This is a genomic window from Streptomyces maremycinicus (assembly GCF_001184025.1).
In the GTDB taxonomy this organism is placed as follows: domain Bacteria; phylum Actinomycetota; class Actinomycetes; order Streptomycetales; family Streptomycetaceae; genus Streptomyces; species Streptomyces maremycinicus.
In genome coordinates, this window is sequence record NZ_BBYG01000014.1 from 279,437 (window position 1) to 292,786 (window position 13,350).

Annotated in this window: 12 protein-coding genes and 1 pseudogene; 9 read left to right on the plus strand and 4 right to left on the minus strand. The window is 73.1% G+C overall.

Annotated elements, in window-relative coordinates:
• Position 1: 1 nt before the first annotated feature.
• Positions 2-229, minus strand: a complete 228-nt coding sequence (locus tag AOQ37_RS19490; RefSeq protein ID WP_062645839.1) for a hypothetical protein — start codon at positions 227-229, stop codon at positions 2-4.
• A gap of 331 nt (positions 230-560) precedes the next feature.
• Between AOQ37_RS19490 and AOQ37_RS19495 the strand changes: the two genes are divergently transcribed.
• From AOQ37_RS19495 to AOQ37_RS19520, 6 genes are read left to right on the plus strand one after another with little or no spacing between them, the layout of a single operon-like run.
• Positions 561-2,102: an ATP-binding protein gene (locus AOQ37_RS19495; RefSeq protein ID WP_234436956.1), complete on the plus strand. Its 1,542-nt coding sequence runs from the start codon at positions 561-563 to the stop codon at positions 2,100-2,102.
• Positions 2,099-2,521, plus strand: coding sequence for a roadblock/LC7 domain-containing protein (locus AOQ37_RS19500; RefSeq protein WP_062645840.1), 423 nt, complete (start codon positions 2,099-2,101; stop codon positions 2,519-2,521). The genes AOQ37_RS19495 and AOQ37_RS19500 overlap by 4 nt, the downstream gene beginning before the upstream one ends.
• Positions 2,518-2,883, plus strand: coding sequence for a DUF742 domain-containing protein (locus tag AOQ37_RS19505; RefSeq protein WP_062645841.1), 366 nt, complete (start codon positions 2,518-2,520; stop codon positions 2,881-2,883). The genes AOQ37_RS19500 and AOQ37_RS19505 overlap by 4 nt, the downstream gene beginning before the upstream one ends.
• Positions 2,852-3,478 (plus strand): GTP-binding protein, encoded by a 627-nt coding sequence (locus AOQ37_RS19510; RefSeq protein ID WP_062645842.1) that lies wholly within the window; start codon positions 2,852-2,854, stop codon positions 3,476-3,478. The genes AOQ37_RS19505 and AOQ37_RS19510 overlap by 32 nt, the downstream gene beginning before the upstream one ends.
• Complete coding sequence (locus AOQ37_RS19515) at positions 3,475-4,719, plus strand: cytochrome P450 family protein (protein WP_062645843.1); 1,245 nt, start codon at positions 3,475-3,477, stop codon at positions 4,717-4,719. Before AOQ37_RS19510 ends, AOQ37_RS19515 begins: the two co-directional genes overlap by 4 nt.
• A complete protein-coding gene (locus AOQ37_RS19520; RefSeq protein ID WP_062645844.1) occupies positions 4,716-5,939 on the plus strand; it encodes a cytochrome P450 family protein in 1,224 nt (407 codons plus the stop codon). Before AOQ37_RS19515 ends, AOQ37_RS19520 begins: the two co-directional genes overlap by 4 nt.
• A 121-nt stretch (positions 5,940-6,060) precedes the next feature.
• On the opposite strand, the gene AOQ37_RS19525 is transcribed toward AOQ37_RS19520, so the two are convergent.
• The 3 genes and pseudogenes from AOQ37_RS19525 to AOQ37_RS19535 all read right to left on the minus strand — a co-directional run bounded on the left by AOQ37_RS19525 (position 6,061) and on the right by AOQ37_RS19535 (position 10,084).
• On the minus strand, positions 6,061-7,596 hold the full coding sequence (locus AOQ37_RS19525) for a helix-turn-helix domain-containing protein (RefSeq protein WP_062645845.1): 1,536 nt from the start codon (positions 7,594-7,596) through the stop codon (positions 6,061-6,063).
• 127 nt (positions 7,597-7,723) lie between these two features.
• Positions 7,724-9,231, minus strand: a pseudogene (locus AOQ37_RS19530) (MFS transporter).
• Between the two features lie 379 nt (positions 9,232-9,610).
• On the minus strand, positions 9,611-10,084 hold the full coding sequence (locus AOQ37_RS19535; RefSeq protein ID WP_062645846.1) for a MarR family winged helix-turn-helix transcriptional regulator: 474 nt from the start codon (positions 10,082-10,084) through the stop codon (positions 9,611-9,613).
• A 261-nt stretch (positions 10,085-10,345) separates the two neighbouring features.
• Here AOQ37_RS19535 and AOQ37_RS19540 point away from each other — a divergent pair, with 261 nt between their 5' ends.
• The 3 genes from AOQ37_RS19540 (at position 10,346) to AOQ37_RS19550 (ending at position 13,264) form a co-directional block, all read left to right on the plus strand.
• A complete protein-coding gene (locus tag AOQ37_RS19540; RefSeq protein ID WP_062645847.1) occupies positions 10,346-10,966 on the plus strand; it encodes an L-threonylcarbamoyladenylate synthase in 621 nt (206 codons plus the stop codon).
• 152 nt (positions 10,967-11,118) lie between these two features.
• Positions 11,119-11,874, plus strand: coding sequence for a dienelactone hydrolase family protein (locus AOQ37_RS19545; protein WP_062645848.1), 756 nt, complete (start codon positions 11,119-11,121; stop codon positions 11,872-11,874).
• 151 nt (positions 11,875-12,025) lie between these two features.
• A complete protein-coding gene (locus tag AOQ37_RS19550; protein WP_062645849.1) occupies positions 12,026-13,264 on the plus strand; it encodes a glycoside hydrolase family 64 protein in 1,239 nt (412 codons plus the stop codon).
• The last annotated feature ends 86 nt before the right edge of the window (positions 13,265-13,350 follow it).

The window sequence follows — 13,350 nt, forward strand, 5'->3', positions numbered from 1 at the left end:
GTCACGGGCGGAAGGTGCCGTCCTCGTCCCGGCGCAGCCGGCGGACCGCGGACGAGGGCACCCACGGCACGTCCGGGCGGGTGGGCACCGTCCGCCCGTGGGCCCGCCACTCCGCGACGAGCCGGGCGTAGATCGGTACGCGGCACCCGGGCCGGTCCGCCCACAGGGCGGCGTGCAGGAGACCGGAGGGGCATTCGGCGCGGGGCGGTGCGGGCGGAGGTCGGTCCATGCCCGGGCCAACGGGGCGGACACACCGGTGGTACGCGCGGGCGCCGCGCGCTCACCGGCACGGGTGAGCACGGCCCCCCTTCGGAGTCCCCCCGTGCGAACGTAGGACCGGACGGCCCAACAGGACCGTCCAACTCCGTTGTGGCGTACGGCAATTCAGACAGTCGACGCAGAAGTGAACAGATACCGGGCACATTGGGAGCCAAGTCTCACTCAACCGTGCGGGATCGATCGATGACGGTGTGTACTGTGCTGCGAGTGCCCGGTCCGAGTCCGTCGGACCCACCCCTGCCCTGAGCACCGATACGTCCGACCCCCATGGAACCGAATCGATGATCGAATTACCGGACCTGGTGGCCGGTGGCCTGGCCGCCGGCACACTGTCCGCGCTCGCCCTCGGCGGCGAATTGCTGCGGTCACGGCGGCAACGGACCCGGCAGCGAGCGGAGATCGCCGCGCTGCGCACCCGACTGGACGGCTCCTTGAGGGCGTTCACGGCGGAGGTCGAGCATCTGGCCGACCACCGGGTGCCCGCCGCCGCCCGCCAGGTGGCCCATCCGCACGTGCCCGAACCGGGCCCGCTCCAGCCGCTGACCACCGGCACCCCGCTGGGCATCGCCCTGGAGAACGTGGTGCTGGCGCTCCAGTCCGAGGTGGCGGCCCAGCGCACCCGGGTCGACGCGGCCGCGCAGGCCGGGATGCGGGGCGCCACCCGGGAGATCCAGGCGGCCCTGTACCGGCTCCAGGACGCGCTGCGCGGACTCCAGCAACGTTACGACGACCCGGAATTGACGCAGACCCTGTTCCGGCTGGACCACGAGAACGAGCAGTCGCTGCGCCGCGCGCAGGTCACCGCCGTGGTGTGCGGGGCCTGGGTCGGGCTGGCGCGTGAGGAGTCGCACCTGGTGGACGCCGTGACCGGCGGTCAGGCCCGGCTCGCGGGCTACCACCGGGTCCAGGTCCACAACCACCTCGAGAGCGGCACCGCCCTGGTCTCGCACGCCGTCGAGCCGGTGGCCATCATCGTCGCCGAGCTGCTCGACAACGCGCTCCGGCACTCCGCCCCGGACACCGATGTCGTGGTGAGCCTGGAGCACGTCCACCACGGTGTGTGCGTCACCATCGACGACGCCGGGCTCGGCATGACGCGGGACGAACGCGACCGCGCCCAGCGGCTGGTGGCCGGCGACGATCTCATCCTGCTCACCGATCTGGGCGATCCGCCGCGCATGGGGCTGGCCGCCGTCGGCCGTCTCACCCGGCAGTTCGATCTGAGCGTCGATGTGTCCTCGGCCTCGCCGTACGGCGGTGTGCGCGCGGTGCTGCGGGTCGACAGCCATCTCCTCAGCCGTCTCGACCCGGCCGACCGGCCGCCGGCCGCGAGCGCGCCGCGCACCACCCGCAGGGCCGCGGCCGACCGGCCGGTGCCCTCCCACGCCTACGGCACGGAGAACGGCGTCCCCGAGGCGGCACCGGGGCATCACGAGCCCCTGGACACCGACGGCCTGCCCCAGCGCCGTCGCCGCACCCGGGCCGCCGCACCGGAGGAGGGTCCGGCGCGGGACCCCGCCCGCGTCCGCGCGCAACGGCCCGCGCGCAGACCGGAGGAGGCGGCGGCCGCGCTCGGCGCGCTCCAGTCCGGCACGGCGGCGGCCCGCGCTGACGCCGAGGACACCGAGGGCGCCGGGGGCGCCGGCCGGCCCGGGAACGCCGGAGTCGGCGGCCACGGGAGCACCCCGGCCGACCGCACCGACGGGACCGGCCGCTCCGCCCGGTCCGACCGCGTCGACCAGACCGCCACCGGCCACGCCGGCCACAGTGACCAGACCGACCAGACCGACCAGACCGACATCGAGGGGGAAGCGGCGAGATGACCAGCCGTAATACGGGCGACACGGCATGGGTGCTGGAGCCGATCCTGCAAGTGCCGCACGTGCTGGCCGCCGTCATGCTGACCCGGGACGGACTGGTGACGGGCTACACCGACGCCCTGTCGCAGCCGTCGGCCGAGCGGGTGGCCGCCATCACCAGCACCGTGCAGGGGGCCTGCCGGACCGCGGCGGCCGCGTTCGCCGACCGGGAACGGGCCGAGGTACGCCAGATCGTCATCGAGTCCGACCACGGCTATGTGCTGATCGTGCCGACCGACCACGGCACCTGCGTGGCCGCGTACGGCGACGGCGAGATGCGGCTCGACCTGCTGGCGCACCGGGTCCACTCCCAGGTGGCGCGACTGGGTGAGAAGGCCATGGCGGCCGCGTCCCGAGGAGCCGACGACAACGCGCCGGCATGACCCGCCGCCCGGCCGGCCGGCCGCTCGTCCCCGCCTACCTGTCGACCGGCGGTGTGGCCCGGCCCAGCCGGCCCCACCTGGAGCGGCTCTCGGTGCTCGCCCGCAGCGAGGAGCCGCTGCCGGGCGGTCTGCCGGCCGCCGAACTGGCCCTGCTGGACACCCTGGAGGGCGGCTCGCTGGCGGTGGTGGAGGCGGCGGCGCTGCTCAGGCTGCCGGTCTCCGCGGTACGCGTGCTGGCGGCCGACCTCGTCGACCGGGACCTCGTTCTCGCCCGCGCGCCGATCCCGCCCGCCGCACGGTTCGACCCCGACCTGCTGAAGAGAGTGGCCGATGGCCTCCGCGCCCTCAAACACCACCCCTAGCGCCGGCGCGCCCGGCGCCGTCCACCAGCCCGACACCGCCCGCGACCTGGTGAAGATCCTGGTCGCGGGGCCGTTCGGAGTGGGCAAGACGACCCTGATCGACTCGGTGTCCGAGATCCGGCCGCTGCACACCGAGGAACACCTCTCCGAGGCGTCCGCCGAGGTCGACGACCTGGCCGGGGTGCGGGAGAAGTCGACGACGACCGTCGCCATCGACTTCGGCCGGATCAGCCTGCCCGGCGATGTCGTGCTGTACCTGTTCGGCACGCCCGGACAGGAGCGCTTCCGCGCGCTGTGGGACGACATCGCCTACGGGGCGCTGGGCGCGCTCGTCCTCGTCGACAGCCGCCGCCTCGACGCGTCGTTCGACGTGCTGGGGCTGGTGGAGGAGAGCGGACTGCCGTACGCGGTGGCCCTCAACACCTTTCCCGACGCGCCACGCCACCACGGCGCGGAACGGCTGCGGCAGGCGCTGGACCTGGAGCCCGGGACGCCGATGGTGACCTGCGACGCGCGGGACCCCGACTCCTCGATCGACGCGCTGCTCGCGCTCGTCGACCATCTGATCGGACGTGACCCCGTGGAGGCACGGTGACCATCCATCCCCCGGAGCGACGCGACTTCGCGCGCTCCGCGCCCGTGCGGCTGTGGGACGAGAGCTTCGCGGCCGACCCGCTCCGCCACTACCAGGCACTGCGCGATCAGGGGCCGGTCGGCTGGGGCGAGTTGGCGCCCGGAGTACCGGCGTACGTGATCACCGACCGGCGCGCCGCGCTGGACGTGCTGCACGACCAGGAGACCTTCTCGCACGACCCGCGCGCGTGGGAGTCGACCGTCCCCGACGACTCTCCGGTGCTCGGCATGATGCGGTGGCGGCCCAACGCCCTGTTCGCCGACGGGGCCGCGCACGTCCGCTACCGCACCACCCTCATCGACGTGTTCGACCTGGTGGAGCCGCACGACCTGCGGGGTCGGGTGCACCGGGCGGTGCGGCTGCTGGTGGGCCGGATCGGGCCGAGGGGCGAGGCCGACCTGGTCGGGGATTTCGCCGAGCCGCTGATGGCGCTGGTCTTCAACGACCTGTTCGGCCTGCCCGAGAGCCAGGGCGACCGGCTGCACTCGGGCGTGGGCAAGATGATGGAGGGCGGCGACCGCGCGACCGTGGGCGAGGCGGAGTACGCCCAGTACGTCCTGGACCTCATCGCCGCCAAGACCGAGCGGCGCGGCGACGACCTGCCGAGCCGGCTCCTCGACCACCCGGCCGGGCTGACCCGGGAGGAGGTCACCTGGCAGGTGTTCCTCACCCTCGGCGCCGGTTACGGGCCCACCGCGAACCTGCTGTCCAACACGCTGTCGCGGATCCTCGGCAACCCGCTCTACTACTCGACCCTCACCGACGGCGCCCGGCCCGTCATGGACGCGGTCGTCGAGGTGCTGCACCACGAGACGCCGCTCGCGAACTACGGCATCTACTACGTCCGCCGGCCCGTGGCCTTCCACGGTGTGTGGCTGCGCGACGCGGTTCCGGTGGTGGTGTCGTACGGGGCGCTCGGGATCCTCGCCGAGCGCGACGCCGGCGGGAGCCGGCTCCCGAACGACGCCTCGCATCTGTCGTGGGGAGCGGGAGCGCACGCCTGTCCGGTGAAGCAGCACACGCTGCTGCTGGTCACCGAGGCGATCGAACGGCTCACCCAGTGGCTGCCCGACCTCGATCCCGTGGTGCCCCGCGACCGGCTGACCTGGCGGCCCGGCCCGTTCCACCGCTCGCTGACCGCGCTGCCCGTCCGCTTCAGCCCCCGCTCCCCCGCCGCCGAACCCTCAGGAGTCCGTTCGTGACCGTGACCGACCGCATCGTCCTCGACCCGTTCGGCACCGATGTGCACGCCGAGAGCGCCCGGCTGCGCGCCCTCGGGCCGCTGGTGCCCGTGGAGCTGCCCGGCGGCATTCCGGCCTGGGCGCCCACCGGGTACGACACCCTGAAGGCGCTGATCCTGGACCCCCGGGTCAGCAAGGATCCCCGGCGGCACTGGCGGCAGTGGGCGGAGATCGGCGAACACCCCTCCTGGGGCTGGATCCTGGGCTGGGTGGGCGTGATCAACATGCTCTCCACCTACGGCACCGACCACGCCCGGCTGCGCAAGCTGGTGGCGCCGAGCTTCACCCACCGGCGCACCGAGGCGCTGCGCACCCGGGTGGAGGCGATCACCACCGAGCTGCTGGACGCGCTGGAGAAGGGCGACGACACGGCCGACCTGAAGGCGACGTTCGCGCATCCGCTGCCGATGCAGATCGTCTGTGAACTGTTCGGGGTGCCGGACGAGTTGCGCGAGGCCCAGGTCCGGCTGGTCGCGGCCATCATGGACACCACCGACCCGACGCCGGAGCACGCCGCGTACGTCCAGGAGCAGATCGGCACGGTGCTGGGCGGCCTGATCGCGTACAAGCGCGAGCACCCGGGCGACGACATGACGACCGAGCTGATCCGCGTGCGCGACGAGGAGGGCGACCGGCTCGGCGACGAGGAGCTGCTGTACACGCTGCTGCTGGTCATCGGCGCCGGTTTCGAGACGACGGTGAACCTCATAGGGAACGCGGCGGTGGCGCTGCTGCGGCGGCCCGAGCAGCTGGCGGCGGTCCGCCGGGGCGACATCGGCTGGGAGGCGGTCGTCGAGGAGACGCTGCGCCTGTACCCGCCGATCGCCACGCTGCCGCTGCGGTTCGCCGTCGAGGACATCGCGGTGGGAGAGGTGACGATCCCGGCCGGGGACGCCGTCATCACGACGTACGCTGCGGCGAACGTGGACCCGGCGCACTACGGGGCGGACGCGGACGTGTTCGACGCGGCCCGGGCGGCGGACGACCATCTGGCCTTCGGGATCGGGGTGCACCGGTGCATCGGGGCGCCGCTGGCCCGGATGGAGGCGCTGACGGCGCTGCCCGCGTTGTTCGACAGGTTCCCCGGTCTGCGGCTGGACTCCGGGGCCCCGGAGCTGCGGCAGGTGCCCTCGTTCATCGCGAGCGGCTGGCAGGAGATCCCGATCCGGCTGCGGGACTGAGGACGGAGCGCGGGGGTGCGACCGGTCCCCCGTTCCGGTCGTACCCCCGCCGCTCCTCGAAAGTACGTGCCCGGCGAGCGGCTGGGAATCGTGTCGATGCCCGCTCCGGCCGACGGAGGGCTCACCTGTGCACAGGTGCGTCCGGATGGCCCGATTCCGTCCGCTGGGCCGGTTCGTGCAGGTCGGGCTGGTCCAGGTCGCCCGCCGCCACATGGGCCAGGACGACCTCGTACAGGTCGCTGCCGGCCGCGAGAAGCTGGCGTTCGAGGACGGGTTCGGCGCTGCGCACGTGTTCGCGGACGGTCTGCGCGTGCACACCGAGCAGGTGGGCGGCGCGTTCGGCGTTGCCGCCGGCCACTATCCAGGCGCGCAGCGTGCCGCGCAGGTCCCGGCCGTCGGAGTCGAGGCGGGCCAGCAGTTCCCGCGCCCAGACGCGCAGGGCGGGGCCGCCGAGCAGCTCGCCGAGCCGGGCGGGGGCCTCCGCGCTTGCCGTCCGGTTCCCGGCGATGGCCACCTGGGTGTGGAGCGCGAGGTGGACGGCGGCCCGGACGGTGAGGTCGGAGAAGTCGGCGCGCAGCAGGTTCTCGACGCGCTCCATGCGGGCGCGGACGGTGTTGCGGCTGACGCCGAGGACCTTCGCCGCGTTGACGGCGGTGAACTCCAGGCCGAGCCGGGTGGTGGCGAGGAGTTCGGCGCGGGTGTGGTGCGGGAGGGTGTCGAGGGGGCGCAGCAGCCGGGTCGTCCAGGTACGCAGGACCTCGGGGTCCATCAGGCGTTCGGGGTGGGTGCGTTCGGCGTAGAGGGCGGTCTTGTCGGGCCGGAAGCGGGCCACGGCGAGGGCGCTGACGGCCTGTCCGTAGGCGGTGGCGGTGCGGGCGAGGCTCTGGCGGGCGCTGCCGCCGAGGAAGGCTCCGGCGTAGCGGTCGCACAGGGCACGCAGCGCCCGGCCCGCGCTGTCGTCCGGTACGACGACGATGACGTGGCCGTCCATGGCGGGGCAGCGCACGACGAGGGCCTCGTCGTGGGTCGCCGCCACACAGGCCGCGGCGAGCCGGTCGCGTTCCTCGGGGCTGGTCTCGACCACGTAGACGCAGGCGGTGTCGGTGTCGAGCAGTCCTGGCCACAGGCCCGCGGCGACGCGGCGGGCGGCGACGGTGTCCTCGACCATGAGCAGCTGGAGGATGGCCAGCCGCAGGTCGGCGGTGGCTCGGGCCAGCCGGTGTCCGGTCGCGGCCGTCTCCTGGGCGCGCAGCAGGAGTCCGAGGACACCCACGGTGTGCGTGACGATGGCGGCGGCGCGCCGGTCGAAGGGGCTGGTCCGGGTCACGGCGAGCACGCCCGACGTGGCGGGCCGCGGGAGTTCGACCCTGATCAGACGGACGAACCTGCCCTCGCCCTCCCAGGCGGCGGAGGCCAGCCGGCCGCCGGTGACGGCGGCGACCAGGGTCTCGTCCAGCGGGGTGAGCGGTCCGGCGAGCGAGGCGCCCGTGTCGTCGCGCAGGGAGACGTCCGCGTCGAGCGTGTCCGCCAGCCAGTCGAGGACTCTGTCGAGGTCGCCGCCGGTGGGGCGCAGATGTCCGAGGAGTTCCCGCGCCCACGCCGGACCGGCGTCGTCCGCCGCGTCGGTGTGGGGATTCCCTTCGTCCCGGCCGGCCATGTCGGCGCTCTCCTCGTCCCTCACGGCCCGTGCGGGCCGAACCAGTCATATCGGTCGGGGACGTTACCTCACGCGGACCGGAACGTCCGCCCGCGGAACGGGGGCACCGCGGGCGCGGCCGTGGCGGTCAGCCGGAGGCGGACTTCCTGATGCCGACGGCGGCCAGGACGGCTCCCGCGACACACAGCAGGCCGGTGACGACCGAGGCGGCGTGCAGGCCGTTCATGAAGGCCTGTCCGCTGCCCTCGACGACGGCCGCCTGCAGGTGTGCGGGCATGGCGTCCGAGACGGGCGCGACGCCCATCGCGACGGCGTCCGTGGCCTCCTTCAGCCCGTCGGCCGCGGCGGCGGGGACTCCGGCGCCGGTGAGTTCGCCGCCGAGGGTGGAGCCGACCCGGGCGCTGATCACGGAGACCAGGACCGAGGTGCCGAGGGCGCCGCCGATCTGGAGCGTGGTGGCCTGGAGTCCGCCGGCCACCCCGCCGTCCTGTACGGGGGCGTTGCCGACGATGGCGTCGGAGGAGGCCGCCATCACCATGCCGACGCCGAGGCCGAGTGCGACGAACGGCGGCCACATCGTGGCGTAGGAGGAGTCCGTGGACCAGGTGAGCAGGCCGAAGCAGGCGGCGGCCTGGAGGGCCATGCCGAGCGGCATGGTGAGCCGGGCGCCGAACCGGCCGGTGAGCGCGGCGCCGAGCGGCGAGGCGACCAGCGAGGCGAGGCTCAGCGGGAGGGTGCGGACACCCGCCTCTACGGGTGTGCAGCCGCGCACGTTCTGGAGGTACAGCATGACGAAGAAGACCGCGCCGAGCAGCACGAAGAAGTTGAGCGCGGTGATGACCGTGCCGACCGTGAGCGCGGAGCTGCGGAAGAGCCGCATCGGCAGCAGCGGGTGCGCGACACGGGTCTCGTACCAGCCGAAGAGGACCAGCAGGAGGACTCCGGCCAGGATCGCGCCCCAGGTGCCGGCGGACGTCCAGCCCCAGGTCTCGCCCTTGACGACACCGAAGACGACGCTGAGCAGGCCGAGGGCGAGGAGGACCACGCCGGGGACGTCGAAGCGGTGGTGCCCGGTGGGGTTCCTGGACTGCGGGAGGACGACGGCGCTGAAGGCGAACGCGACGACGCCGATGGGCAGGTTGATGTAGAACACCGACTCCCAGCTGACGTTCTCCACCAGCAGGCCGCCGACGATCGGGCCCAGCGCCGTGGACACGGCGGAGACCATGGCCCAGATGCCCACGGCCATGCCGAACTTCCTGGGCGGGAACACCGCGCGCAGCAGGCCCAGGGTGTTGGGCATCAGCAGACCGCCGAAGACTCCCTGGACGGCGCGGAAGGCGATGACGCCCCCGACGGAGCCGGACAGGCCGATGGCGACCGAGGAGAGCGCGAAGCCGGCCACGCCCACCAGGTAGAACGTACGCCGGCCGAAGCGGTCGCCCAGCTTGCCGCCCAGGATGAGGGTGGCGGCGAGGGCGAGCAGATAGGAGTTGGTCACCCACTGGAGCTGGGCGGTTGAGGCGTTCAGGTCGCGGCCGATGGCGGGGTTGGCGATGGCGACGACGGACCCGTCGGCACCATGAACAGCCCGAAGGCGACCGCGCAGAGCGTGAGCCAGGGGTTGGAGCGCAGACGGCCGGGGGCCGGGGACGCGGCCGGCGCGGCGGTGCGCGCGGGCGCGCCGGAGTGATCCACGGAGGTGGACGGCATGGAGGAGCCTTGTCTGTGTACGGGGTGCTGTGACCGAGGAGACGGAGGAGGTGGCGGGAACGGCGAAGACGGCAGAACGGAGGAGGTGGCGGACACGGAGGTATCGGCGGGCGCCCCGGACGCCCCGGGCGCACACGAGGCTCCCCGGGCGGAGAGCCGTCGGGGAGCGCGGAGCCCGGGAGAGCCGAGCCGGGGAGTACAGGGTCCGGGAGAGCCGAGCCAGGGAGTGCGGAGCCGGAGAGCGCCGGACCGGGGGGAGACGGGCCGGGAGGAGACGGGCCGGCGAGGGCGCCGGAGCCGGTCAGTGGGCCGCGGTGTGCAGGTGGCGCGTCAGTGAGCCGAGCGCGTCCAGCGCAGCGCCGAGCGCGCCCATCTCACCCTCGGTGAGAGAGGCCAGCGCCTCGGCGAGGAAGGCCGTCTCCAGGTCGCCGACCTCGGTCAGCCGCCGGCGCGAGGTGGCCGTCAGGTGGAGGTGGGCGACCCGCTTGTCGGCGCCGTCCTGCCGGCGCTCCAGCAGTCCGAGCCCGGTGAGCTGCGAGACCAGGGCGCTGACGTTGTTGGGCTTCATCAGCAGGGCCTCGGCGGCCTCGCGCACGGTGGCGCCCTCGCGCTGCGCGACGAACTTCAGCAGCAGGAGCTGCCCCTCGGGGGGCTTGGGATGCGGGTAGGTGGCCGCGACCCGGCGGTCCAGGGCCCGGTGCAGCGCGGGGAGCCGGGCCGCGAGCTCGGAGGCCACGCGGTCGATGCTCCCGGAGGATGCGCTGGTGTCGGACATGACAGGGAGAATAGGTATCGCGTCATACCTATGTCAAGCGAGGTAACCCGGCGGCTCCGCGCCCCTGTACTCCCGTCGGCTGCGTCGCTTCCCGGCGCCGACCCGGCTCGACCACCTCACGCGGCGCGCGGATGCGGCAGGGCCGGGAGTCCGACCCCGGGTCGGCACCGGGGCTGCGCGCCGACAGCCGGACCTCCCCCGGGCGAGCCGCACGGCGGTCCTGCGGGGCGGCCACCCCGCGGCACGGCATAAGCTCGGCCAATGGCGAAGTACTACGACGTGCACCCCGAGAACCCCCAGCCCCGCACCATCTCCCAGGTCGCGGCCGCCATCCGGGCGGACGCGCTGATCGCGTACCCGACGGATTCCTGCTACGCGCTGGGCTGCCGGCTGGGCAGCAAGAACGGCATCGACCGGATCCGGGCCATCCGCGACCTGGACGACCGGCACCACTTCACCCTCGTGTGCCAGGACTTCGCGCAGCTCGGTCAGTTCGTACGGGTGGACAAGGACGTGTTCCGCGCGATCAAGGCCTCGACCCCGGGCAGCTACACCTTCATCCTCCCGGCGACCAAGGAGGTGCCGCGCATGCTCCAGCACCCGAAGAAGAAGACGGTGGGCGTGCGCATCCCGGACCACGGGGTCACCCAGGCCCTGCTCGCAGAACTCGGTGAACCGCTGCTGTCCAGCACCCTGTTGCTGCCCGGCGAGGACGAGCCGATGACCCAGGGCTGGGAGATCAAGGACCGGCTCGACCACGTGGTGGACGGCGTGCTGGACTCCGGCGACTGCGGCACCGAGCCGACCACGGTCATCGACTTCTCCGAGGGCGAGGCGCAGATCGTGCGGCACGGGGCGGGTGACACCTCCCGGTTCGAGTAGCGCCCACCGCACCCCGGCAGCCCTCACCGGGGGTCCCGGCGGGCAGGTCGATGGCGCATGCAACGATGGTCGCTGCCCGGCCCCGCCGGGCCGGACGCTCGCTCGCCCGCCCGCCCGCCCGCCGTAGTACACCGCGCAGAGAGGCACCCCGCATGACCTCCGTACAGGGAACAGCCGTGGACATCCCCACCGAGGACGGCGTGGCCGACGCCTACCTCGCGCATCCCGGTGACGGAACCCCCCGGCCGGGCGTGCTGCTCTACCAGGACGCCTTCGGGCTGCGTCCGCACCTGCGGGCGATGGCCGACCGGCTCGCCGAGGCCGGCTACACGGTGCTGGTCCCGAACGTGTTCTACCGGCACGGACGCGCCCCGGTCGTACCGATGCCGGAGTTCATCGACCCCGCGGCCCGGCCGGAGATCTTCGAGGCCCTGGGCCCGCTCATCCGGTCCCTGACCTCCGAGTCGGCCGTGCGGGACGCCGGGGCCTATCTGCGGTGGCTGGAGGAGAGCCCGCTCGTCGCGGACGGTCCGGTGGCGCTGACCGGGTACTGCATGGGCGCCCGGCTCGTCCTGTGGACCGCCGGCGGGTATCCGGACCGGGTCGCGGCGGCGGCCGGCTTCCACGGCGGGCGGCTCGCGACCGACGCACCGGACAGCCCCCACCTGGCGGCCGAACACATCACGGCGGAGGTGTACTTCGGCCACGCCGACAACGACCACTCCCTGCCGCCCGAGCAGATCGAGCGCTTCGAGCGGGCCCTCACGGCGGCGGGCGTCCGGCACACCTGCGAGGTCTACGCCGGCGCCGAGCACGGTTACACACAAGCCGACACCGCCTCGTACGACGAGAAGGGCTCCGAGCGGCACTGGGCCGCGCTGCTGGAGCTGCTGAAGCGCACCTTCTGACCACCGGTACCGGCGAAGGGGGCGGGTCCCCGGCACGATTCGTGCCGGGGACCCGCCCCCTTCGCCGCCTCGGCCGCTTCTTCTGCTCCCGGTTCTGCCGAGATTGTTGACATGGGCACAACCTCGATGCGACTTTGAGAGCGCTCTCAACATGGTACGGACCAACCCCACAGGCCTACCCGCACGGAGGTGGAGAGTGCTCTCGAAGATCACACTCACACTCAGAATCGCCGGAGCCGCCGCTCTCGCCGGCGCGCTGCTCTCGTTCGGCCCCCCGGCCGCCCAGGCGGCCGTCCCCGACACCATCCCGCTGAAGATCACCAACAACTCGGGGCGTGGCGAAGCCCTGTACGTCTACAACCTCGGCACCCAGCTGTCGACGGGCCGGCAGGGCTGGGCGGACGCCAACGGCACCTTCCACGCCTGGCCCGCCGGCGGCAACCCGCCCACCCCGGCGCCCGACGCCTCGATCCCTGGCCCGGCCGCCGGACAGTCCGCGACCATCCGCATCCCCAAGTTCTCCGGCCGGGTCTACTTCTCCTACGGACAGAAGCTCGACTTCCGGCTGACCACCGGCGGGCTGGTGCAGCCGGCGGTCCAGAACCCGACCGACCCGAACCGGAACATCCTGTTCAACTGGTCGGAGTACACACTGAACGACTCCGGGCTGTGGCTGAACAGCACGCAGGTCGACATGTTCTCCGCGCCGTACGCGGTCGGCGTGCAGCGTGCCGACGGGACCACCGCCAGCACCGGACACCTCAAGTCGGGCGGTTACACCGGCTTCTTCAACGCGCTGCGCGGACAGCCCGGCGGCTGGGCGAACCTGATCCAGACCCGGTCGGACGGCACCGTGCTGCGCGCTCTGGCACCGCTGTACGGGGTGGAGACGGGCGCACTCCCGGCCAACGTCATGGACGACTACGTCAACCGGGTCTGGCAGAAGTACGCGACGAGCACCCTGACCGTCACCCCGTTCGCCGACCAGCCGGGCACCAAGTACTACGGGCGGGTCTCCGGCGGGGTCATGAACTTCACCAACACCTCGGGCGCGGTCGTGACCAGCTTCCAGAAGCCTGACGCGGCCAGCATCTTCGGCTGCCACAGACTGCTGGACGCGCCGAACGACGCCGTGCGCGGACCGATCTCGCGCACGCTGTGCGCGGGCTTCAACCGCTCCACGCTCCTGGTCAACCCCAACCAGCCGGACACCACGGCGGCCAACTTCTACCAGGACGCGGTGACCAACCACTACGCCCGCAAGATCCACGCGCAGATGGCGGACGGCAAGGCGTACGCGTTCGCCTTCGACGACGTCGGGCAGCAGGAGTCCCTCGTCCACGACGGCTCGCCGCGTCAGGCGTATCTGACGCTCGATCCCCTGAGCTGAACCCGACCGGACACGTACGACGACGTCCCGCACACGGAGGGAGCCCGTGTGCGGGACGTCGTCGGTCCGAGCGGATCAGCCAGGGT

Bases quoted from the DNA above. Each gene is read 5' to 3' on its own strand.
- AOQ37_RS19490 (WP_062645839.1), bottom strand. From the start codon at position 229: ATGGACCGACCTCCGCCCGCACCGCCCCGCGCCGAATGCCCCTCCGGT.
- AOQ37_RS19495 (WP_234436956.1), top strand. From the start codon at position 561: ATGATCGAATTACCGGACCTGGTGGCCGGTGGCCTGGCCGCCGGCACA.
- AOQ37_RS19500 (WP_062645840.1), top strand. From the start codon at position 2,099: ATGACCAGCCGTAATACGGGCGACACGGCATGGGTGCTGGAGCCGATC.
- AOQ37_RS19505 (WP_062645841.1), top strand. From the start codon at position 2,518: ATGACCCGCCGCCCGGCCGGCCGGCCGCTCGTCCCCGCCTACCTGTCG.
- AOQ37_RS19510 (WP_062645842.1), top strand. From the start codon at position 2,852: ATGGCCTCCGCGCCCTCAAACACCACCCCTAGCGCCGGCGCGCCCGGC.
- AOQ37_RS19525 (WP_062645845.1), bottom strand. From the start codon at position 7,596: ATGGCCGGCCGGGACGAAGGGAATCCCCACACCGACGCGGCGGACGAC.
- AOQ37_RS19535 (WP_062645846.1), bottom strand. From the start codon at position 10,084: ATGTCCGACACCAGCGCATCCTCCGGGAGCATCGACCGCGTGGCCTCC.
- AOQ37_RS19540 (WP_062645847.1), top strand. From the start codon at position 10,346: ATGGCGAAGTACTACGACGTGCACCCCGAGAACCCCCAGCCCCGCACC.
- AOQ37_RS19545 (WP_062645848.1), top strand. From the start codon at position 11,119: ATGACCTCCGTACAGGGAACAGCCGTGGACATCCCCACCGAGGACGGC.
- AOQ37_RS19550 (WP_062645849.1), top strand. From the start codon at position 12,026: ATGGTACGGACCAACCCCACAGGCCTACCCGCACGGAGGTGGAGAGTG.